The organism is Candidatus Poriferisodalis sp., assembly GCF_965208895.1.
Classification (GTDB): Bacteria; Actinomycetota; Acidimicrobiia; order Acidimicrobiales; family Poriferisodalaceae; genus Poriferisodalis.
The window spans coordinates 1835683-1856521 of the sequence record NZ_OZ242363.1 but is presented as its reverse complement, the minus strand read 5'-3'; the positions used below and the strand labels follow the sequence as shown (position 1 = coordinate 1856521).

The window sequence follows — 20839 nt, the reverse complement described above, 5'->3', positions numbered from 1 at the left end:
TATGCCAACAAAGTGGCAGTTCATAAGCCATCAAAGTGGCAGGTAGCACACCAATGAAGCCAGACTTCGCAGTGCAGTGCGAGTATCCCCCAAGAAAGTGGAGTTCCGCGGCCCAGACGCGGCCGAACCCGAGCTCGACGACGACAATCTCGAAACGCTCTACGAGGCGGGTTGCACCGATGCCAGCATCGGCCACCGCACTGTCGAATTCGACCGCGAAGCCCCGACTCGCTGGGACGCCATCCAGCAGGCAATTCGAAACGTGGGCGAGATGTGCGGCGTCGACGGCCTGCGGCCCCGTCGTGCTCAGTGTGGCCGGATGATGGCCGTACACTGTCGAGCACGGTGGGGCGGGACGGGAGCAGGCGTTATGGCAGACACAGCGAATCGGGTGCGCAGCGCACGCCTTGAGGTGCGCTTGACGCCTGACGAGCGTCGGCTCATCGACGACGCAGTGGCCGCCACGGGTGTGCTGCTGAGCGATTTCGTGTTGAGCAGCCTGCGCATCGCGGCACATGACGCGCTGGCGGACCGGACTGAGTTCGCGCTCGATGACGACGGTCGTCGTGCGTGGGACGAGCTGAACCGGCGGCCCGCCCGCGAGCTCGCCGGCCTGCGGTCGCTCATGTCGCGCCCGTCGCCGTTCGTCGAAGAGTGACGGCCCGGTACCGGTCGCCTCGCCTGCTGGAATCTGCGGACGACGTTTCGGGCTTCGACTGCCGATCCGCTGCGCAGACGCGGTGGCTTCGACGTTTCGGCCGTCAGGCCCATGCGACCGGCACGACACGGGTGTTCGTGGTCACGCCCGTCGACAGCGCCGAGGTGGTCGCTTACTACGCCTGGTGCATGGCGAGCATTTCCCCCAGCGACGCGCCCGACCGGCTGCGCGCCGGTGCCGGCAAGTATCCGCAGCCGGTCGCCTTGCTCGCGCGCCTCGGCGTGTCGACCAGCCACGAGGGGCAGGGACTGGGGGCAGGACTCCTGGCAGACGTCATGAGGCGAGCGTCGGCTGCGGGACGAACTGTCGGCTGCAGGGGCCTGCTGGTGCACGCCGAATCCGACGACGCCAGAGCGTTCTGCCTGCATCTGATCCCTGAGTTCGAGCCCTCCCCGACTGACCCCCTGCATCTGCTCCTGACGATGCAAGACATCCGCCGCACGGTCTCGACATAACGAGCCGGTGCGGGACCAGTTGCCGACCTATGAGCAAGCCCGTCGATCCAGCTAGCTGCCGCTTCGCGTGAGGTTGTGTGCGCGTGATGCGGGTGCGCCTGCGCCTGCGCCGCGTGTGTCTCTTGGTTATCGCTGTAGCCATCGCTGCCAATTGCTCACGTACCGCCGCACGCTCTGCTTGGTGGGGCCAGCCATCAACCCGTCTGCTTCGAGTTTCGGGGTGCCATCGAGGTACATACCCATGAGGGTCTCGTTGGGCACGGAAGGGTCACGGTCGTTGCAGAGACACCAAAGCACGTAGCGGCCTACACGCCTTTCTGCGTGGATGCTCGCTTCCAGGCGCGTGCGGGGCCGGGTCGTTGGGTGGTCTGGTTGTGCCAGATGGCGGCGGTGAGGGCGAGCAGGCGGGTGGCGATGCGTGCTGCGACGCCGGTGCGGGTGCGTGCTTTGTGGCGTTCGAGGGTGAGCTGGCCTTTGAGGGCCCGGTTGATCGATTCGATGATCTGGCGCCAGGGCCGCAGGAACCTGGCGCCGGGCCGCGGCGCCTCGGTTCGGGTGGCGGGCCGTATGAGGGTGATGCCGGCGTCTTTGAGGTCGGTTTCGAACGTTTCGGAGCGGTGGCGGTTGTCGGCGATGAGGGTCTGGCCCGCCCGGGCGATCTGTGCCGCGGCGATCATGTCGGCGCAGACTTCGCGTTCGTCGGCTTTCGCGCCGGCCACCGCGTAGGCGATCGGCAGTCCTGCGGGGGTGGCGACCAGGTGCAGCCGCAGACCCCAGAAGTACCGCGAATGCGACGCGCAGTACCCGTATTCGGCCCATCCTGCGAGGTTCGAGCGTTTTGGGTCTCCCGGCTTCGGCCGCACTCGATAGGGGTGGAGTCGGCCAGCCACACGTCGTCGTGGAACGAGTCGCATTCGCGTGCGAGGCATCCCATCACACCGGCGATCATCTCGGCGCTGCGCCGCAGCCGCTTGTTGTAGCCGGCGCGGTCGGGCAGGTACGGGAACCACGGCCGAAGGTGCTCATGGGCGTAGCGCATGAACTGCGACTCGTTGTCGAACCCCAGCAGCGCCGAGATCACCGCCAAGGTCACCAGCTCCGCGTCGGACAGCTTCGGGGCGAAACCCACCTTGGGCCGCCAAGGCGCCCATCCCGGGTTCTGCGCGAGCAGGTCGTCGATCCTCACATACAGTGCAGTCGCGAGGGTGACCCGAGTCCGGGCCCATGCTGAGAACCTCCAAGATCGAAGCGTGAATACACACCCCGAGCTTGGACACCCTCACCCCACCAGCGGTGGACCCCACCCCTTGGAACTAACCATCTAGCTTCGCCTCGATGACCAATGCCCCCGATTCGTCGCCTCGAGCCGATCTCGCCATTGTGGGGGCGGGCATCATCGGCCTGGCGACAGCACATCGCTATCTCAGCGATCATCCCGGTTGTCGCGTGGTGGTTCTCGAATCTGAAGAGCGGCCGGCGATGCATCAGACCGGTCGCAACTCAGGTGTGCTGCATTCGGGCGTGTACTACCGGCCTGGCTCTGCCAAGGCGTCCCTCGCAGTCGCCGGTCGCAGCTCGATGGTCGAGTTCTGCCGTCGACGGGGGATCGCTCATGAGGTGTGCGGCAAGGTCATCGTTGCCGTCGACCGCTCCGAGCAGGAGCGGCTTGCGGCGCTCGCCGAGCGGGCTGTTGCCAACGGCGTCCCAGCAGAGCTGATCGACCGTCGCCGCTTGGCCGAGTTGGAGCCCTACTGCGACGGAGTGGAGGCCTTGCAGATCCCCAGCACCGGGATCGTCGACTACAGCGCCGTGTGCCACGCGCTCATGGCCGAGATCACCGCCGCGGGCGGTGAGGTGAGGACGGGCACTGCGGTGGTCCGGCTCGCCCACGTGGCCGGCAGTGTGCGGATCAGCACTACCGGTGGCGATCTGGAAGCGGCATGGCTCGTGAACTGCGCCGGACTGCGGTGCGACCAGGTGGCCGAACTCGCGGGCGCAGCGGGCGGCTACCGAGTTGTCCCGTTCCGCGGTGAGTACTACGAGCTGGTGCCCGAGCGGTCCTACCTGGTCAACAACCTCATCTACCCGGTGCCCGATCCCAGCTTCCCGTTCCTGGGAGTGCATCTCACGCGCATGGTTGACGGCACGATCCACGCCGGACCCAACGCGGTGCTCGCACTGGCCCGCGAGGGCTACAGCTGGACCGACATCAGCCGAGCACAGCTGCGCGAGCACCTCACCAACCGGGGCCTGTGGCGACTCGCCCGCCGCTACTGGCGCACCGGAGCAGGGGAGGTGTGGCGGTCGCTGAGCAAGGCTGCGTTCACCCGTGCGCTGCAGCGGCTCGTGCCCGATATCGAGGCCGACGATCTCGTGCGCTCGAAGGCGGGCGTGCGCGCCCAGGCGATGGACTCCGCCGGCGACCTCGAGGACGACTTCGCGGTCACCCATGCAGGTCATACGACCCATGTGCTCAACGCCCCGAGCCCCGCGGCCACGTCCAGCCTGGAAATCGCCAAGATGATCGTCAGCCGGATCGACCGCTGAGAGCTGCCGGCGACCCGAGGTGCATCAGGCGGCGCCAACCGAGCGATACTCTCAGGCTCCCTTCTATTGGTCAAGGCATCGAAGAACTTGAATGAAGCGATTCTGCACGGCAATAGCAGCTGCACTTATTGCTGCGTCACTCACGTTGACCCTCGTGGTCGCGCCGGCTTGGTGCGGCCGACGGCAAAGAGCGCACGGGCGATACCACGACCGAGGTGGAAGTGCCGCGCAAAACGGAGAAACGAACCGCCAAGGTGCTCAAGGAGTTAGCAGAAATCCCTGAGGACGCCAAGCCTCAGCAAGGACCGTGCTGGTTCGGTGTGGGTTGGTGCGGCAAGGCTGGCACCGACACTGGGTACTTGGACTGCGGTGGCACTCTGCTGAAGCAGATCGGCGTGAGCTGGAAGGCAAACCGCGGCTTTGACTCGGTTCACTTGGTGCCGACAAATCTCGGTCGCGCCTCGTCGAGTCATCCGGCGGTGACTATCGCTGGGGCTCATGCCTTGTATCGCGACATGCACAACTGCCTCGATCGTCACAACCTCGACGTGACTGTAAGGAGCTGGAACGCGATCTGGCAACAACTCCACTGTCACATCGTGTTTCAACTCGTCGGTGGCGGCGGATCGTGGGATCTCGAAGGCCACCGTCGCAGCAACTGGCGCCGTTACCTCACGAGTTGGCCACTGTGTAACTGGTAGCGCTGTGAGAGCACGCAACTTGCACCTGCCGAGACCAGCGCCACCTCCCGCACAAGTACCAGCCAGCACGCGAGGTGTTCGGGATGTATGGATCGCTTGGTCGACCTCAAGCGTCGTCATTGTTTTTGCAGCAACTCTGCTTGTCGGAGGCGTACTCGTCGGCGACTGGGATGATCCGGTCCCTCCACATCCGGCGGTTTCGTGGTGCGTCGCGTCGCTCGCCGCGGCGCTGACCTTGCTCATTGCGTGGCGCACCGAGTCCCGAGGGGTCAAGATTGCAGCAGTGTCGGCGCTTCCGTTGCAGGCGTTGTTGTGGGCGGTCGAAGTACTCCCATCGATCGAGCGAGCTGCTTCCTGAATTCGGAGTCTCCCATCGGCACCGCGAGACGGATCCTGAAGCACACGACGACGTAGCTTGGACTGACTCAAGAGTGGTACAAGATAAGCCCGTGCGTTCTCACCGAGAAGAGCGACCTCGGCCTGCGCGCCCACCTGATCGCTCGGCGGCCCGGCGTGCCCTGTCGCGAGACGCGTGGTTCACCTGGGCAGTTGTCAGTCTGTGCATCGTCGCATTCGCGACGATGATCGTCACGATGTCGCTCGTGGGCGATTGGGATAATCCGATGCCGCCTAACCCGGTAGCGGCATGGTCCGTGGCTGGGATCGCAGCGGCGATCACATTGTTGATCTCGTGGTGCACAAGGATGCGATCTGTCATGAAGGCGGCAATCGCAGCGATTCCGCTTCAGGTTCTGTACTGGGCATTCTTGGTGATGCCTGCGGTTGGGCAGCCCAGCTGAGGCAGTGCGGCGGGGGTGGTCTCGGCGGCGTTTCAGCGCTCGAGCGCGTCGAGCCACTCTCCGATGTGCTCGACGACAGCCCGGCGCGCTGCGATCGTGTTGGGGTCGTGACGGGCGCCGTCGATGAAACGCAGCGTGACCGGACCCCCGATCGCCTCGCTGTGATCGCTCAGCTCGTCAGGAGTTGCAAACGGGTCGCGCGTGCCTGAGACGAACAGGCAGGGCACGGTGATCTGGCCGAAATGAGCGGTACGCAGACGCTCGGGCCGATCTGGCGGATGCAGCGGGTAGCTGAGGAGCACGAGGCCGGCGGCGGGAGCGCCTGCCGCGACCGCCATCGAGCAGACGCGGCCGCCGAAGGAGCGGCCGCCGATCACCATCGCAGAGGGGGGCACGCCCAGTTCAGCCGCGATCAGGGGCAGGTCTGCGAGCAGCTCGGGAGTCACTGTCTCTGCCCGCGGCGGTGCCCGCCGACCGGAGCGTCGGTACGCGAAGTCGTGCCTGCGAACAGGCAGCCGATCGGCCAGGGCCGCCTCGATCTCGACGAGGGTGCGGTGATCCGCGCCGCCACCGGCACCTGGTGTCAGCAGCAGTCCCTGGGCCTCGCTCATGGTGGCGTCATTCTGATCCCAGACGCGGTCACGTCTGGATCATGGCTGGAGTGTCGGGGGCCACGCCGCATCGGGATTCGATGCGGCGTCTGCGGGGTGCAGCTCTTCGAGTTCATGGCCGCTTCGCTCCCTCAGCCACAGCACCGCAACGAGCACAGCGACGAGAGGTCCGATCCACAGCAGCGCGATGACGTCACCGAAGCTGCCCCACGCTGTGCGCAGCCTGCCCGCCAGAAACACGCCTGCAGCCGCGCCGCCGACACCCATGGCGCCCGTCAAGGTCGCAGCTCGCGCTCGCACCGCAGTCGGGAACAGCTCGCCGCGGTACACGCCGAGCGACGGCAGCAGACCTGCCGACAGCATCGCCCCCACGAGCCCGAGCACCCACAGCGCCGCGCCGGAGACGTTGAAGACCGCCACGAGCGAGCCCAAGCCGAACACTGCGGCGATCGCCAGGATGATTCGCCGGCCACGGGAGTCAGCGAGTCGCCCCGCCGCGTAGACCGCGAGTCCTGCTGGTGTTGCCGTACTTAGCACAAAGAGCGCCACCAGCGTCGCGCTGAAACCGTGCTCGTCACGCAGGTATTCGTTGCGGAACCAATCGATCGGGCCCAAGAACAGGCCGAACGCCAAGTAGATGGCGCCGAGCAGCGCGATCGGGCGCCAGTAGCCGCTGAGCGCCACGTCCCGCCCACGGCGTTCGAATCGACGGCTCTCGGGAAGCCGTCGCAAGAGCGGCCGCATGCCTGCCAGGGCGATGAGCGGCACGCCGAACAGCAGCCTCCAAGCCCACGGCGCGAGGTCGGAGAAGGGCTGGAGCCACACGACGACTCCGGCACCGAGCGCGGCAGCCATGGCCAGCACCGACAGGCACCACGCCCGGCATCCCGCCGGGATCTCCTCCAGCGCCATGACCACGATCGTGGCGCCGAGCGCAGCGTTTGCGGTGCGACCGACCAGCAGCGCGGCGCCCAGCCACACCATCGAGGGCGCCAGCGCCGCCAGCGCTGCGCATGCGACCCCTGCGACCATGGCGCCGGCCACGATGCGGCGCCTCCCGTACCGATCGGCGAGCACCGACACGCCGATGGCCAGCAACGTTCCGATGCGCACCACCGCACCCAAGATTCCTTGAGCGGTCTGGTCGGCCCCGAATTCGTCAGCTGCGTAGGTGTGAAGCTCCGAGGGGGCATTCGCCAAGTACCCGCTGAGCATCGCCGCAGCAGCGAGCATGGCCATGATCGTCGCCGAGCGAGCATCGAGGCGCCGCGGCGGTGCCCACACGGGCTGCGTTCCATCCCCGGTCCGTCCCGTACGCATGGCACGCCGAACGGCGAGGTTGATGGCGGGACCGAACCACGGCACTGCAAGACGCCACTCGACGGTCTCGGTCACGTGGCGCCGCTCTTCGCTGTCGTGAGCACCGAGCTGCACGGACCGGGAGTAGCTCTCGAAGGGTCCGCCGCCCAGACCGAACCGGTACAGATCATCGGAAGCCTCAGCAGCGTCCTCCGCGACGATGTCGTCGCGCGCCTGCAAGAGCGCTTCTACCTCTTCGGAAGTGGCGACGAGGCGGCGCACTTGGCGGGTCACGCTGGGGGCCTAGCACAGTCCCCGGTTCAATATGTTCATGCGGGACCGCAGCAGCGGCTCGCTCATCGCGTCAGGCAGTGGTATCGGTAGGGCGATGGACGAGCCGGGATCAGCCGAATTCGACACGATCGTGGCTGAGCGCACCAGCGCGCTTGAGGGCGACGTCCGCATCGGCGGGGCCAAGAACAGCGTGCTCAAGCTGATGGCGGCCTGCCTGCTGGCAGAGGGTCGTCACGTCTTGACCAACGTCCCGGACATCTCCGACGTGTCGCTCATGTGCGAACTGCTCGAGGCCATGGGCGTGACGGTGACGCGTGCCGATCACCGGCTCGTCGTCGACGTGCCAGCCGAACTGAACACCGAGGCGCCCTACCACCTCGTGGAGCGCATACGCGCCTCGATCGTGGTGCTCGGCCCGCTGTTGGGACGCTTCGGAACCGCCCGGGTGGCGCTGCCGGGCGGCGACGACTTCGGACCGCGACCGATCGACATGCACCTGCGGGCGCTCGAGAGCCTGGGGGCGACGTTCAGCACCGCTCACGGTGACATCTCCGCGACAGCAGCCGTGCTGCGGGGCACCGAGGTCGTGCTCGAGTACCCGTCGGTGGGCGCGACCGAGAATCTGCTGATGGCCGCAGTATGTGCCAAGGGCCGAACGCTCATTGTGAACCCGGCGCGCGAACCCGAGATCGGAGACCTCATCGAGTTCCTCAACCGGATGGGTGCGCACGTCGCCTGGACGGGAGACCGCTTGGCGGTCGACGGGGTCGAACGACTGGCGCCTGCGGGCTCCGGCGACGGCTACGCGGTGATTCCCGACCGCATCGAGGCAGCGACGTTCCTCGCGGCGGTCGGCATGTGCGGCGGTTCGGTGTTCCTGCGTCATGCGGTGGCCGAGCACATGGCGATGCTCATTCGCAAGCTCACCGACATGGGCATGCACATCGTGGCCTCCGAGGCGGGGCTGCGAGCGACGGCGACGCAGCGGCTGATCTCTGCCGATGTCTCCACGCTGCCGTACCCGGGTCTGGCGACCGACTACATGCCGTTCCTCGTGTCGATGCTCACGACGGCGTCCGGCGTCGGGATCGTGACCGAGAACATCTTCACGGGCCGTTTCCGCTACATCGACGAGCTGCGGCGCATGGGTGCTGATATCCGCACCGAGGGTCACCATGCAGTGGTTCGCGGCGCCGAGCGCTTGTCGGGAGCGCCGGTGCGTGCACACGACATCCGCGCCGGTGCCGCGCTGGTGGTGGCGGGCCTTGCTGCCGAAGGCGAGACCGAGGTGGCCGGCGCCGACCACATCGATCGTGGTTATGAGGACCTGGCCGGCAAGCTCGCCGGTCTCGGCGCGGCCATCTCACGCCGCTGAATCGCCCCCAGACTCGACGCGTCAACCTTCCCATCGAAGCACTGGTCGTCTCCCGCGCTTGTTCGCCCGTACTCTCGTGCTTGTCCTCGTGTGCCCGTTCCTGCGGAACGCGCGGGCCACGGCCTCGCCGATTGGCTCGGTCTTCGAGGTTCGCTGCCAGCACCCCGCTTCGGGTCAACGCTCCGCTGTGCTGTCGGGTGTGAGCCTCGCTACCGTCAGCGCGCTGATGGAACCCACCGACGATCCGCCCGCAGCCGACTTGGCGGCTCTCTTCGAGGCCGCGCGCTCTGGGCAGCGCCGCGCCCTGGCACGGATCATGTCCTATACCGAGCGCGGTGGTCCGCAGGCCCGTGCGCTGGGTGCGATCACGTTCGCGCAATCTGGCGGCGCCCACACGGTCGGCATCACCGGTGCGCCAGGCGCAGGGAAATCCACGCTCAACTCGGCGGTCGTCGGCGTTGCCCGAGAGCGCGGCGAGCGGCTCGCGGTGCTAGCGATCGATCCGTCGTCGCCCTTCAGCGGCGGAGCGATCCTGGGCGACCGGGTGCGCATGTCCGATCACACCTTCGACGAGGGCGTGTACATCCGCTCGATGGCCACCCGGGGACACCTCGGCGGACTGACGCTGGCGACACCGCTGGCTGTGCGGGTGCTGGATGCGCTGGGGTGGCCTTGGGTGGTGGTCGAGACAGTCGGCGTCGGCCAGGTCGAAACCGAGATCGTGGGCGCGGCCGATACCACCGTCGTGGTCGTGAACCCGGGCTGGGGCGACTCGGTCCAGGCCAACAAGGCAGGCTTGATGGAGATCGCGGACATCTTCGTGGTGAACAAGTCGGACCGGCCGGGCGCGTCGGAGACCTGCCGTGACATCCGCCAGATGCTCGACTTGTCTGCCCCCGGAGATTGGGATCCGCCGATTCTGACGTCGGTCGGCACGACAGGTGAGGGCGCGGCCGAGCTGTGGGACGCCGTCTGCGCGCATCGCGACCACTGCACCGCCTCTGGCGAGCTCGAGGCTCGTCGAGCTGCCCGCACGCAGTCCGAGTTCGAAGAGATCGTCCGAGCCAGCATCGCCGAGCGCGTCGCGGAGATCACCCAAGGCCCGGCCGCTGCGCAGCTTCGTGAGCGGCTCGCCCGGCGCGAACTCGATCCCTACACCGTGGCCGAAGCCCTGCTCGACGAGGCTTATTAGCACCCGTGCCCCAAGGCACCCGATCTCGCAGTGGATCTGGGCACAAAAATCGTCGCTGAGCGAACATTTTTGTGCCAAGAACGAGCACTGCGCCGCAACTGTTCAAGGTTGGCACTGCGTGCAACGCTGTGCTGCGAAGCCCAGCCCCGCGACTCAGTCGAGTTCTCCGCGGGCGAGCGCGAAGACTGCCTCGCGCTCATTGGGGTGCAGATTGCGGTCGAGGAGGCGCAGGTCGGCTGCCGCTCGCAAGTGCGAGAGGATCGCGTCGGCACCGAATTCCTTGAGAAACGCGCGGGCAAAGCGGGTGCGAAAGGCGTTGATGACCGCCCGTGCCGCAGCGTGGTTGTCCGGCGAGGCAGTGCGCAGCCGGACGTATGTGGAGGCAGCGTCGAACGCCGCATCGCCGGCTGCTGCGTTCGACCAGTCGATGACGATCGGGCCGTCTGGCGTGAGCTTGACGTTGTCGGGCTGCAGGTCCAGGTGCACCACTGAGCTGCCGCCTGAGACTTTGACCCAATCATGGGGAGCAGGCACATCGCCGAGCAGCCGATGCAGCCGTGCCAAGCCCTTGACATGCCGCGACGCCAGCCACGGCTTGGCCGCCAGATCCTCGAGCATGGTTGGGCCCGACAGGCGCTCCATGACCACCGAGTGGTTGTCGGGCTGTTCGATGACCAAAGGCGCGGGATATCCGAGGCCGCGCACGTGACGCATCGCTGCTGCCTCATGGCTCAGGTCCCCGCCGCGCAGGCTGACGCGGATGATGTGCGGTCCATACGACCGTATCTCTGAGTCGCGGCCCATCCCCAGCAAGGGACCCGGTTCGTGGCCGGACTGTCCCTGCTGCTGTTCGAGAATTCGTGCCCGCAGCGTGCGCAGGTTTCGCCGCCAGACGCGTTCGAGCACCATCGCGGCCGGCTGTTGTCCGACCTTCGCCCCGAAGTACCACGGCAGCGCCAGCTCCTCAGTCCAAGTGAAGCGGGTGCCGTCGTCGATGGGCACGATCGTGAAGCGGCCGGCGCCGCGCACGGCGCCCTGATGGGTAATGCCGAGCGTACGCGGAGGGTCCCACTCGACGACTTCGATCTGGTCGGTGGTGCGCAGCGGGCCGACCTTGGTGACGCAATCGAACGTCGTTCCGACGCCCTCGGTCTGCGCGGAAGTGAAGGTGATCGAGTTGGCGTCAGCCATCCACTCCACATTGCGGGCGAGGTCGGCCGCGTAGTCCCAGACCTCTTGGGGCGGTGCGGGGATGTCGATCGAGACCTCGATGCCCATGTTGTTGAATGCCTTGCCAAATTCTGCCGCGCGGCCTGTCGTGCGCGTCTTGCGGGTTGCTGGTGCGCTCCCGCCGCCGACGATCGGCCAGTGTATGAACCGCTCGCCCGAGCGGCGCGTCGCGCACGCCATGGCGCCGATGGCGCGCGACGGTGCCCGTAGCCTCACCCCATGAGCGCCGCGCAGAACCGGCTGGCCCCGAATCAGCAGACCCAGCGCCCCGCGTACCTCGACTGCGCCGCGTCGACACCGATGCGGCCATGTGCTGTCGAGGCCATGATGCCGTTTCTGGAGACGCAATTCGCCAATCCGTCGGGAGCGCACCGCATGGCGCGCACGTCGAGGTCGGCCATCGACGACGCACGTGAGGTCGCCGCTGCGGCGCTCGGATTCGATCCGCACGGCATCGTGTTCACCAGCGGCGGGACCGAGGCCGACAATCTCGCGGTGCGCGGTGTCATCGCCGCCACTGGGACAACCGCGCTCTGCCCCTTGACCGAACATCACGCCGTTCTCCATCCGGTCGAAGCCGTCGGGGGGCGAAAGGTGCGGGTGGATGCCGGCGGCGTGGTCGACCTCGAACATCTGGCAGCTCAGCTGCATCCCGATGCCGGTCCACGGGTGGGATTGGTCTCGGTGATGCTTGTCAACAACGAGTCCGGTGTCGTTGCCGATCTTGATGGCGTCGCCCAGGTGGTGCGCCGGCACGCCCCCGACGCGATGCTGCATACCGATGCCGTGCAGGGCGTCAACTGGGTCGATGTTGCCGCAGCCGCTCGCTCAGTCGACCTGCTGTCGCTGAGCGCCCACAAGTTCGGCGGCCCCAAGGGCGTCGGGCTCTTGGCTGTCCGGCCCGAGGTGCCCCTGTCGGCGCAGCTGCTGGGCGGCGGTCAGGAAGCAGACCGGCGAAGCGGCACACACAACACCGCCGGGATCGCCGCACTGGGTGCGGCACTCGCAGAGCTGGCGAAGACACGAGACGCCGACATCTGCCGGATCGGTGCCCTGGCGGATCGGCTGGCCGACGGGCTGCTCAGCGCGATCGATGGGTGCGCCGAGACCGTCGCGAGACAGAGCCGGGCAGCGGGTATCTGCCAACTGCTGATCGACGGCATCGAGACCGAAGCGTTGCTGGTGCTGCTGGACCGATTCGACGTCATGGCCTCCGCAGCGGCGTCGTGTGCGTCGGGCGCGATGGAGCCGAGCCATGTGCTCGCCGCAATGGGCGTCGACCGCCAGGCGGCTGCCGGCTCGCTGCGCCTGTCGCTGGGCTGGTGCACCGAAGCGTGGGAGATCGATCGGGCGATCGATGCGATTCCCGGCTGCGTGGAGCAGCTGCGATGACCCCGCGGGATGGGGCAGTTGAGAGCGGCCCGTTCCGTGGAGCAGCGACCAGCGACTCAGAGGCTGACCCGAATGGCGAGGCCGTGGCCCGAGCGGCCCGTGAGCGCAGCGAACAGGAGCGGGAAGCAATAGGTGACGCAAGTGAACGTTCCGCCAATCCGCGCACGTTCTCAGTGCTCGTTGCGATGTCCGGCGGCGTTGACAGTTCGGTCGCCGCCGCCTTGTGCTTGGAGGCGGGCCATGAGGTCGTCGGCGTCACGTTGAAGCTGTGGGGGGGTCCCCAAGACCAAGGCTGCTGCGCAGTCTCCGATGTGGACGACGCCCGCCGGGTGTGCCAGCAGCTCGGCATTGACCATTTCGTCTTCAACTATGCGGCCGAATTCGAACGCGACGTCGTCGAACCGTACGTCGACGCGCACCGGCGGGGTCTCACGCCGAACCCGTGCATTGCCTGCAACCGGCATGTCAAGTTCGACGTGCTCTTGGACCGTGCTCGCCGCTTGGGATTCGACCGACTCGTCACGGGCCATCACGTTCGCATCAGCGCACGAAGCGGCAGGCGACGGCTGCAGCGCGGCACCGACGCCGCGAAGGACCAGTCCTACGTGCTGTACATGCTGTCGGGAGCAGATCTGGCGGACCTGTGGTTTCCGGTCGGCGATTACCGCAAGGACGAAGGGCGCACGCTCGCATCTGAACTCGGGCTGCGAACGGCCCAAAAGCCAGAAAGCCAAGACGTGTGCTTCATTACCGAAGCCGCCGGAAGGGAGCGTTTCTTGGCCGAGCGCATCGACTTGCACCCCGCAGAGCTGGTCGACGCGTCCGGCCGGCGCGTCGGCACTGCGCCGGCGGTAGAGCTGGTGACAGTCGGCCAGCGCAAGGGCTTGGATCTCGGCGGTGCGCCGCAGCGGCGATATGCAGTCGACGTAGACATCGCCGCGCGTCGGGTCACGGTTGGCGGGGTGTCCGAGCTGGCGGCGCGAGGTGTCCAGCTGGTCGATCACCGTTGGGCCGGCGAATCCGTCGAAGGCGACGTCGTGGCTCAGACCAGTGCGCATGGCCCAGCGCTGCCCGCATGCCTCGACGCTGAGGGTCAGCTGCACTGGAGGGAGCCCCAGCGCCGAGTCGCTGCTGGCCAGGCTGTCGTCTTCTACGACGGCGACGAGGTGCTCGGCGGCGCAACCGCTGCCGGACCACTCACATGAGACGCGCAGGCTCCCAGAACGGCTCCGGCGATGATCCCCCTACCCCGTGGGCATTGCGCAGAGGCGTCTCTGTGGTCATCACGCTCGGTGCGCTCGTCGCTGCTGTCGGCGTCGTGTTCGCGGTGTGGCTGACCCGCGGCAGCGAGCCCAGACCGGTCTATCCGACCGGCTTGCAGGCGGTCACGCCTGTGCCCGGCGCCCAAGTGCCGCACCAGAGCCCCGTCGGCGCTCGGCTCGAGGCTGGCTGGAAGCTGACACTCGTCATCAACGGGACGACGATTCCCGCCGGCCAGCTCGACGCCGGCACCACCCAGCTCGGCGAGTACTTCTTCTCCCCGGGCGACGGCAAGGTCATCGAGAAGCTACGCAGCGGGCGGTCGTGCGCCCGGCTGACCGCCACGCCGACAATCGACACCGAAGCGGCCGACTTCACCTACGAATGGTGCTTCACGACGTTCTAATGCGGACGACCGTGACCACAAATCGGCGAAGAAAAGTTCCACAAATCGTATATTGCGGGCGTCGGGGAGGTTCGTGGCAGGCTTGGAGAGATTCAAGTGCGCAGTCCCCGGCGCTGTCTTACCGGTCCAGTACTGTCCGAGTCGATGTCGCAGCCGTCGGTCGCCGAGTTCTTCGCCGGTATCGGACTGGTGCGCGCTGGTGTCGAGGCAGCAGGACTCGACGTCGTCTGGGCGAATGACATTTCGCCCATCAAGCAGGCTGTGTACTCCGCCAATTTCGGGAGTGACGATTACCACTTGTGTGATGTCCGTGACGTTCGCGGTACCGACGTGCCAGACGTCGATATTGCAACGGCGAGCTTCCCGTGCATCGATCTGTCGCTGGCCGGCCATCGGCGCGGGCTGGCGGGCGAGCAGTCGGGCCTGTACTTCGAGTTCGTGCGCGTGCTGGCTGAGATGGGCGAGCGACGGCCTGCCGCCGTGCTCATCGAGAATGTCCCATCGTTCATTTCGTCGCGAGGCGGCCGCGATCTGCACGATGCGTTGGCGGCACTCAACCGGTTGGGCTACGTGTGCGATCTCGCGGTTGTCGACTCGCGCTGGTTCGTGCCGCAGTCGCGCAACCGGCTCTTTGTGCTTGGGCTGCTCGGGGCTGACAGGCCGACGGGCACGCCCTCGCTGTCGGTCGTAGATGACGAGGCGACCGACGGCCCGGCTGAGTCCGATGTGCTTCGCCCTCCGTCGCTCACGCGGTTCTTGGCACGAAGCTCGGGGCTCGACTTGACACGGCGAATGATCGGTCACCCACCTGCGTCCGACCCGCTGCTTGCCGATGTCGTTGAGCGGCTCGGGGAGGAGGACGCGCGTTGGTGGGACGCACAGCGGCTTGCGGCCTTTGATCGCACGCTCCCGCAGCGGCACGCGGCGAGGATTGCCGAACTTGAGGATCAGGGCGTCACGGCTTGGCGAACCGGCTATCGCCGGACACGTGGCGGGCGAGCTGTCTGGGAAGTGCGCGCCGACGAAATTGCAGGCTGCCTGCGAACTGCGAGGGGCGGTTCTTCCCGGCAGGCGCTTGTGGAGATCGAACAGGGCCGCCACCGTGTTCGCTGGATGACCGCACGCGAATGCGGCCGACTGCAAGGCGTTCCGGACTCCTTCGACATCTCGCCGGTGACTGAATCTCAGGCGTTGTTCGGCTTCGGCGACGCTGTCACCGTGCCGGTCATCACCTGGCTCGCCGAGAGCTTCGTGGCACCCGCGCTCAGGAAGCAGACCCCCGCCACCGACGCGGCGGCATGAACACCGGCGAGATCATCGCAGCGCTCGACGGCGCTATCGACGACTGGTACGAGAGGCAGCGCACCGAGACGGGCGTCAATCGCAATGTGATGACGGTGGGCCTCATCATGTGCGAGCACATGAAGACTCACTTTCCGCTTGACGAAGCACGCTGGTTCAGCGGATCTCAGGTCCGTCTTCTTGGTGGATCAAGGATCAACAAGATCCTGGCCCGTAATGGCGAGATGCGTCCGCTGGCAAGCGAGGGTGGCAGGACGAGCCGAGGGAGTCAGGAACTCGCGCGAAGCTTCGAAGCCGCTGTCAACGCTTCGGCTGCCGCAGCAGCGTTCGCAGCGGCTGGACCGGACCTACGGGCTGCGGTGATCAACTCACTGCAAGCGGCGATGGTCGAACGCATCCAAGCCGACTTCTTCGATAAGCAGCGATTGCGAATCGAGTACCGCCGTCACGAACCGACGAGCGCCGTGGTCCGTCAAATGCTCGATGCCGCGAGTGGTCGTGGGGGTAACGCCACCGGTGCCGTTGCCCAACATGTCGTCGGTGCCGCATTGTGCCTGCACTATCCCGACCTGGCCATCGACAACCACTCATACACGACAGCCGATGAGCAGACTGGGCGCGTCGGCGACTTCATCGTCGAGAATGCCGCGCTGCATGTGACCACTGCACCGGGTGAAGCTCTGATGCACAAATGCAGGGCAAATCTCGCGCTTGACCTCTTGCCGATTGTGCTGACCCTGCGGGAGCGCATCGCCGCGGCCGAAGGGCTTGCAGGCAACTTCGACATCGCTGACCTGATCTCGGTGCGGAACGTCGTGGAGTTCGTCGCGGACGCGGTCGACATCCCTGCTCAGTACCAGCGTCGCCGGATGTCGACGCGCTTGCGGGGCCTGCTCGAGACCTACAACACACGGGTCGCCGCAGCGGAACCCGATCCGTCGCTACAAGTCGAGATTCCCAGCAACCTTGGTTGAGACCGTGAGTTGCTCTGGCGCACAGACCTCGGACAATCCCATTCATTGGTCGCGGATTCGCGCGCAGTGCAGAAGAGAACGAGCAATCCATCGACACCGAAGCGGCCGATTTCACCTACGAATGGTGCTTCACGACGTTTTGATCCCGATTGCCGTAATCACAAATCGGCGAACGGAATCATCACAAATCGTATATTGAGAGCATCACAATATGTATAATCTAATGAGACAGAGGTGGAAACCGCGGGGGTTATGCCGGTGGAACACACATCCAGACCACACCTCATCCCCGACGGTTATCGGCCCAGGATCGTCGATCTCGAAGTCGAACGCGGCCTCCAGTCTGCAGGATTCCTCGTATTGGAGGGACCGCGCGGCTGCGGCAAGACGTGGACAGGGCTGTGTCACGCGCACAGCGCCATCCGCCTCGACACCGATCTCGATGCGCGCACACTCGGCAGTATCGACCCATCGACGCTGCTGAGCGGGGAGGCGCCGCGGCTGCTCGATGAATGGCAGGTGGTGCCTGATCTGTGGAATCACGTGCGCCACGCCGTTGATGCCCGAGCCGAATTCGGGTGCTTCATCTTGGCTGGGTCTGCCCAGCCGGCCGATGACGCCACCCGCCACACCGGTGCAGGACGGGTGCGCCGGATCCGAATGAGACCGATGTCGCTGTACGAGTCAGGGGATTCCACGGGCGAGGTGTCTCTGGGTGCGCTGCTCGATGGCAACGCGGCGAGCGCCAGCCGACCCGATGCAGGACTCGCCGAGGTCGCGCAGGTGCTGTGCCGTGGTGGATGGCCCGGTCAGGTGGGACTGCCGTTGCGGGAGATTCAGCGCAATCTGCGCAGTTATCTCTCCGAAGCTGCCCGCACCGACGTCCGGCTCCTCGATGACGCTGCCATCCGAAGTCCCGCCGGTGTGGAGCGACTGCTCTACTCACTGGCACGAAATGTCGCCACCGAAGCCAGTATGAGCACATTGGGCGCAGATGCGGAACCGGAACCGCTGCACCGCCACACCGTTCGTGGCTACCTCGAAGCACTGCGACGAATCTTCGTGGTGGAAGAACAGCCCGCATGGTCGGTCCGTTTGCGTTCTCGGGCACCGTTGCGCAAGTCGGCGAAATGGCATCTGGCCGATCCTTCGCTGGCGGTGGCCGCACTTGGCGCCAACGCTGCGCGCCTCATGGGCGACACATCCACGCTTGGCCTGCTATTCGAGTCGCTCGTGGTGCGGGATCTGCGAGTGCTTGCCCAACCCCACGACGGACGCGTCTCTCACATGCGTGACGCGGCGGGTGCCGAAGCCGACGCCATCGTCGAATTGCCCGACGGGAGATGGCTTGCAGTAGAGATCAAGCTCGGCGGCAGCGATGCGATCGAAGCAGCGGCCCAGTCGCTGCGACGTGTGCGTGACAACGTTGCCGCAGACCGCGTCGCGCAGTTGGCCGGCATGGTGGTCATCACCGCTCTCGGCTTCGCGTACACCCGCCCCGACGGCGTCCGAGTCACCCCCGTCACCGCCCTCGGCCCCTGACTCCCGATCTGAGCTTTCGCCGTAGCGGCAAGTGGAGCACCGCGCTGGTCATCATGACCGGCCTGTCGCATCCACCAGTGGAGCCCGCCTGAGTTCCAGTGCCTGTTGGCCGACGAAGCTGTCCGAGACTGGCAAGCACTACCGGCCCTGAGCCCGCTACGGGGCACTGACCTCGCCGGAGTCGAGCAGTTTCCTCAGACCCTGCTCGTCGAGGACCGGGACATCTAGCTCGACAGCACGATCCAGCTTGGCCTGCCCTGCGCGCTCGCCGGCTACCAACGCGAACGTGCTCTTGTTTACTGACGAGGGGGACTTGCCTCCGCGTTGGGTGATGGCCCGCTTTGCGTCGTCGCGCCCGATGAACCAGTCGTCGAGGTTGCCGCTGACGACCACGGAGCGGCCTGCCAAGACCTGCGGCGTATCGGCGCCGTCAGCGGGGCCGTCGACGACGTCGAAACGGACACCCATGCGGCGCAGATTCTCCACGAGCGCCCGGTTGTCGTCGTCAGCAAAGAAGCCCGTGACGCTAGCGGCGATGATCGGCCCGATGCCGTCGATTTCGGCGAGGTGCTCAGCCGTGGCATCCATGATCGAGTCGAGCGAGCCGAAGTGCATGGCCAGCAGCTCCGATGCCGTCGGCCCGAGGTGTTCGATGCCCAGACCGATCAGGAGTCGGTACAGCGGTGTCGTGAGCGCTGCGCCGATGTTCGACACCAGATCGCTCGCCGACTTCCATGAGAAGTGCTCGATGCCATGGGTCACTGCCGGGCACAGCGACGTGAGCGCAATGCTCTCGGGCGCGGATCCGTTCAGGACGCCGCCCGAGTCGAATCGCAGCGGGCTTCGGGCGCTCGGACTGATGCACAGCTCGGCAGATGGAGGTTCGCCTGATCGTTCTCGGTCTCGAAATGCATTGCGGCGAGGACGGGAGAACGGGCGGCCGCAATGCTCTAGTCCATTGTCGGCAGCCAAGTCCTCGGCGCGCAGTCGGAACAGGTCCGCGGGGTCGCAGGCAAGCCCGTGCTCGTACAGGCTGACGATGGTGTTGTCGCCGAGGCCTTCGATGTCGAGCGCGCCCCGGCTCACGAAGTGCCCGATGCCCTCGATGACTCGCGCCCGGCACGACCGGTTCACGCAGTAGGTGTTGGCATCGCCCAACACACGCACCAGCGGCTGAGCGCACACCGGGCACTCGGCGGGAAACGTCCATGACGACGAGCCATCGGGCCGGTCGGCGACTACCGGGCCGACCACTTCGGGGATGACATCGCCGGCCTTGCGCACGATCACGGTGTCGCCGGGGCGGACGTCCTTGGCGGCCACCTGGTCTTCGTTGTGCAGAGTCGCCAGTGCCACTGTGGACCCTCCGACGAACACCGGCTCCATGTGCGCGAATGGCGTGGCGCGGCCCGTTCGTCCGATCGAGACCATGATGTCGATGAGCTTCGTCGTGCGTTCCTCGGGCGGGAACTTGTACGCGACCGCCCAGCGTGGTGCTCGACTGGTGGAACCGAGCTGCGACCGATCCGCCAAGTCGGCCACCTTCACGACGACGCCGTCGATCTCATACGCGGGTCGGTGACGATCGCGCTCCCACTGACTGCAGAAGCGCTCGACTTCTTCCAGTGAGCCGAATGTGCGGATCTCCGGATTCACCGGCATGCCGAGCTCGCCCAGGTAGTCGAAGACTGCGCCCGCACTGCTGAGGTCAGTGCCGCCGACGAGTTCGCCGACGTCGTAGCTCCAGAACGACAGGCCTCGCGTCGCGACGATTGAAGGATCCTTCTGGCGCAGGCTGCCCGCAGCCGTATTCCGAGCATTTGCATAATCGGGATGGCGGCGCTGCACATCGACCGGCGTGAGCTTGGCTAGCGACTCGAGCTTCCGTCGCTCGCCTGCCGGCATGTCTTCAGTGGTGCCTGCAAGCTGCTGCCTGGCGCTCTCTGCGGCCTCGGTGAGGTCACGACGTGCCTGGGCCTGCGATTCATTCAATTCGCGGAATCTGTCCAGCGGCAGGAAAATCTCGCCGCGCACCTCGATGACCGAGGGCACCGTCGATGCCGTGCTCAGTTCCCGGGGGATGTCTGCGATGGTCACGACATTCGCGGTGACGTCTTCGCCGACACGCCCGTTCCCCCGTGTCGCTGCCTGGACAAGGCGTCCCTGCTCGTAGCGAAGCGAGACGGCCAGCCCATCGAACTTGAGCTCGCAGATCAGCTCCGGTTCGGCCACGGCCACCTCGGCGCCGTCTTCGTCCTCCTCATCGGACTCTGCGTCGCCGAAGAGGGTCGTTTGGGTCGCAGCGAGACCCCGCATGATGCGGCCATGCCACGCCCGCAGCTCGTCGAAATCCATCGCGTTGTCGAGCGACATCATCGGTCTGGCATGGACGACTTCGCTGAAGAGCGCCGACAGCTCCGCTCCGACACGCTGGCTGGGCGAGTTCGGGTCTGCGAAGTCGGGATAGCGGGCCTCGAGTTCGATGAGTTCTCGCTTGAGCTTGTCGTACTCCCCATCGGGCACCGACGGCGCATCGTCGCGGTGGTACTCGACGTCATAGCGGCTGATCAGCCGCTCCAAGTGCCGCATGCGGTCGAGATCGCGCCGTTGGCGTTCCGCCCCATCTGCGCTGCTCCCGACAGCATCGGTCGCCTTCGCATCGGCACATCTCGCAGCCGTTGGTTCCACATGAGCGACGCTACTGAGCGGGTGCGACGCCAAAGGCTCGTGCCACCCGAACT

16 protein-coding genes and 1 pseudogene are annotated in these 20839 nt (G+C 66.3%); 12 read left to right on the top strand and 5 right to left on the bottom strand.

Going from position 1 to position 20839, the window contains the following annotated elements; all coding sequences use genetic code 11:
• The first annotated feature begins 97 nt into the window (after positions 1–97).
• Positions 98–658 (top strand): DUF1778 domain-containing protein, encoded by a 561-nt coding sequence (locus tag ACOGJB_RS08330; RefSeq protein WP_419840348.1) that lies wholly within the window; start codon positions 98–100, stop codon positions 656–658.
• A complete protein-coding gene (locus tag ACOGJB_RS08325; RefSeq protein WP_419840347.1) occupies positions 655–1173 on the top strand; it encodes an N-acetyltransferase in 519 nt (172 codons plus the stop codon). The genes ACOGJB_RS08330 and ACOGJB_RS08325 overlap by 4 nt, the downstream gene beginning before the upstream one ends.
• 305 nt (positions 1174–1478) lie before the next feature.
• Here the strand turns inward: ACOGJB_RS08325 and ACOGJB_RS08320 are convergent.
• Positions 1479–2365: pseudogene (locus ACOGJB_RS08320) on the bottom strand (IS982 family transposase).
• A gap of 143 nt (positions 2366–2508) precedes the next feature.
• Here ACOGJB_RS08320 and lhgO point away from each other — a divergent pair.
• Together lhgO and ACOGJB_RS08310 are read left to right on the top strand one after the other, a co-directional pair.
• Positions 2509–3720, top strand: a complete 1212-nt coding sequence (gene lhgO, locus ACOGJB_RS08315; protein WP_419840346.1) for an L-2-hydroxyglutarate oxidase — start codon at positions 2509–2511, stop codon at positions 3718–3720.
• Between the two features lie 221 nt (positions 3721–3941).
• A complete protein-coding gene (locus ACOGJB_RS08310) occupies positions 3942–4421 on the top strand; it encodes a hypothetical protein (RefSeq protein ID WP_419840345.1) in 480 nt (159 codons plus the stop codon).
• An 832-nt stretch (positions 4422–5253) separates the two neighbouring features.
• Here ACOGJB_RS08310 and ACOGJB_RS08305 read toward each other — a convergent pair.
• Together ACOGJB_RS08305 and ACOGJB_RS08300 are read right to left on the bottom strand one after the other, a co-directional pair.
• Positions 5254–5832 (bottom strand): alpha/beta family hydrolase, encoded by a 579-nt coding sequence (locus tag ACOGJB_RS08305; protein WP_419840344.1) that lies wholly within the window; start codon positions 5830–5832, stop codon positions 5254–5256.
• A gap of 39 nt (positions 5833–5871) precedes the next feature.
• Complete coding sequence (locus tag ACOGJB_RS08300; RefSeq protein ID WP_419840343.1) at positions 5872–7425, bottom strand: MFS transporter; 1554 nt, start codon at positions 7423–7425, stop codon at positions 5872–5874.
• A 94-nt stretch (positions 7426–7519) separates the two neighbouring features.
• Between ACOGJB_RS08300 and murA the strand changes: the two genes are divergently transcribed.
• Both murA and meaB read left to right on the top strand, forming a co-directional pair.
• Entirely contained in the window at positions 7520–8800 is a 1281-nt protein-coding gene (gene murA, locus ACOGJB_RS08295; protein ID WP_419840342.1) for a UDP-N-acetylglucosamine 1-carboxyvinyltransferase, read from the top strand.
• A 58-nt stretch (positions 8801–8858) separates the two neighbouring features.
• The gene (meaB, locus tag ACOGJB_RS08290; RefSeq protein ID WP_419840341.1) at positions 8859–9992 is read left to right on the top strand and encodes a methylmalonyl Co-A mutase-associated GTPase MeaB; all 1134 of its coding nucleotides are present in this window, start codon (positions 8859–8861) and stop codon (positions 9990–9992) included.
• A gap of 153 nt (positions 9993–10145) precedes the next feature.
• Here meaB and ACOGJB_RS08285 read toward each other — a convergent pair whose 3' ends face one another.
• Positions 10146–11438: an SRPBCC family protein gene (locus ACOGJB_RS08285; RefSeq protein WP_419840340.1), complete on the bottom strand. Its 1293-nt coding sequence runs from the start codon at positions 11436–11438 to the stop codon at positions 10146–10148.
• A 3-nt stretch (positions 11439–11441) separates the two neighbouring features.
• Here ACOGJB_RS08285 and ACOGJB_RS08280 point away from each other — a divergent pair, with 3 nt between their 5' ends.
• The 6 genes from ACOGJB_RS08280 (at position 11442) to ACOGJB_RS08255 (ending at position 18098) form a co-directional block, all read left to right on the top strand.
• A complete protein-coding gene (locus ACOGJB_RS08280; RefSeq protein ID WP_419840339.1) occupies positions 11442–12614 on the top strand; it encodes a cysteine desulfurase family protein in 1173 nt (390 codons plus the stop codon).
• On the top strand, positions 12611–13819 hold the full coding sequence (gene mnmA, locus ACOGJB_RS08275; RefSeq protein WP_419840338.1) for a tRNA 2-thiouridine(34) synthase MnmA: 1209 nt from the start codon (positions 12611–12613) through the stop codon (positions 13817–13819). The genes ACOGJB_RS08280 and mnmA overlap by 4 nt, the downstream gene beginning before the upstream one ends.
• The gene (locus ACOGJB_RS08270; RefSeq protein WP_419840337.1) at positions 13816–14280 is read left to right on the top strand and encodes a hypothetical protein; all 465 of its coding nucleotides are present in this window, start codon (positions 13816–13818) and stop codon (positions 14278–14280) included. Before mnmA ends, ACOGJB_RS08270 begins: the two co-directional genes overlap by 4 nt.
• A gap of 144 nt (positions 14281–14424) precedes the next feature.
• Positions 14425–15582, top strand: coding sequence for a DNA cytosine methyltransferase (locus ACOGJB_RS08265; RefSeq protein WP_419840336.1), 1158 nt, complete (start codon positions 14425–14427; stop codon positions 15580–15582).
• Positions 15579–16556, top strand: a complete 978-nt coding sequence (locus ACOGJB_RS08260; RefSeq protein WP_419840335.1) for a DUF4928 family protein — start codon at positions 15579–15581, stop codon at positions 16554–16556. Before ACOGJB_RS08265 ends, ACOGJB_RS08260 begins: the two co-directional genes overlap by 4 nt.
• 258 nt (positions 16557–16814) lie before the next feature.
• On the top strand, positions 16815–18098 hold the full coding sequence (locus ACOGJB_RS08255) for an ATP-binding protein (RefSeq protein WP_419840334.1): 1284 nt from the start codon (positions 16815–16817) through the stop codon (positions 18096–18098).
• Positions 18099–18254: 156 nt separating this feature from the next.
• Here the strand turns inward: ACOGJB_RS08255 and ligA are convergent, their stop codons facing one another.
• Positions 18255–20786 carry an NAD-dependent DNA ligase LigA gene (ligA, locus tag ACOGJB_RS08250; RefSeq protein WP_419840333.1) on the bottom strand — a complete coding sequence of 844 codons (2532 nt, stop codon included), beginning with the start codon at positions 20784–20786 and terminating at the stop codon, positions 18255–18257.
• Between the last annotated feature and the right edge of the window lie 53 nt (positions 20787–20839).

What these genes read in the sequence shown, in the direction of transcription:
- lhgO (WP_419840346.1), top strand. Translation starts at nt 2,509, where the DNA reads ATGACCAATGCCCCCGATTCGTCGCCTCGAGCCGATCTCGCCATTGTG.
- ACOGJB_RS08305 (WP_419840344.1), bottom strand. Translation starts at nt 5,832, where the DNA reads ATGAGCGAGGCCCAGGGACTGCTGCTGACACCAGGTGCCGGTGGCGGC.
- murA (WP_419840342.1), top strand. Translation starts at nt 7,520, where the DNA reads ATGGACGAGCCGGGATCAGCCGAATTCGACACGATCGTGGCTGAGCGC.
- ACOGJB_RS08280 (WP_419840339.1), top strand. Translation starts at nt 11,442, where the DNA reads ATGAGCGCCGCGCAGAACCGGCTGGCCCCGAATCAGCAGACCCAGCGC.
- mnmA (WP_419840338.1), top strand. Translation starts at nt 12,611, where the DNA reads ATGACCCCGCGGGATGGGGCAGTTGAGAGCGGCCCGTTCCGTGGAGCA.
- ACOGJB_RS08270 (WP_419840337.1), top strand. Translation starts at nt 13,816, where the DNA reads ATGAGACGCGCAGGCTCCCAGAACGGCTCCGGCGATGATCCCCCTACC.
- ACOGJB_RS08265 (WP_419840336.1), top strand. Translation starts at nt 14,425, where the DNA reads ATGTCGCAGCCGTCGGTCGCCGAGTTCTTCGCCGGTATCGGACTGGTG.
- ACOGJB_RS08260 (WP_419840335.1), top strand. Translation starts at nt 15,579, where the DNA reads ATGAACACCGGCGAGATCATCGCAGCGCTCGACGGCGCTATCGACGAC.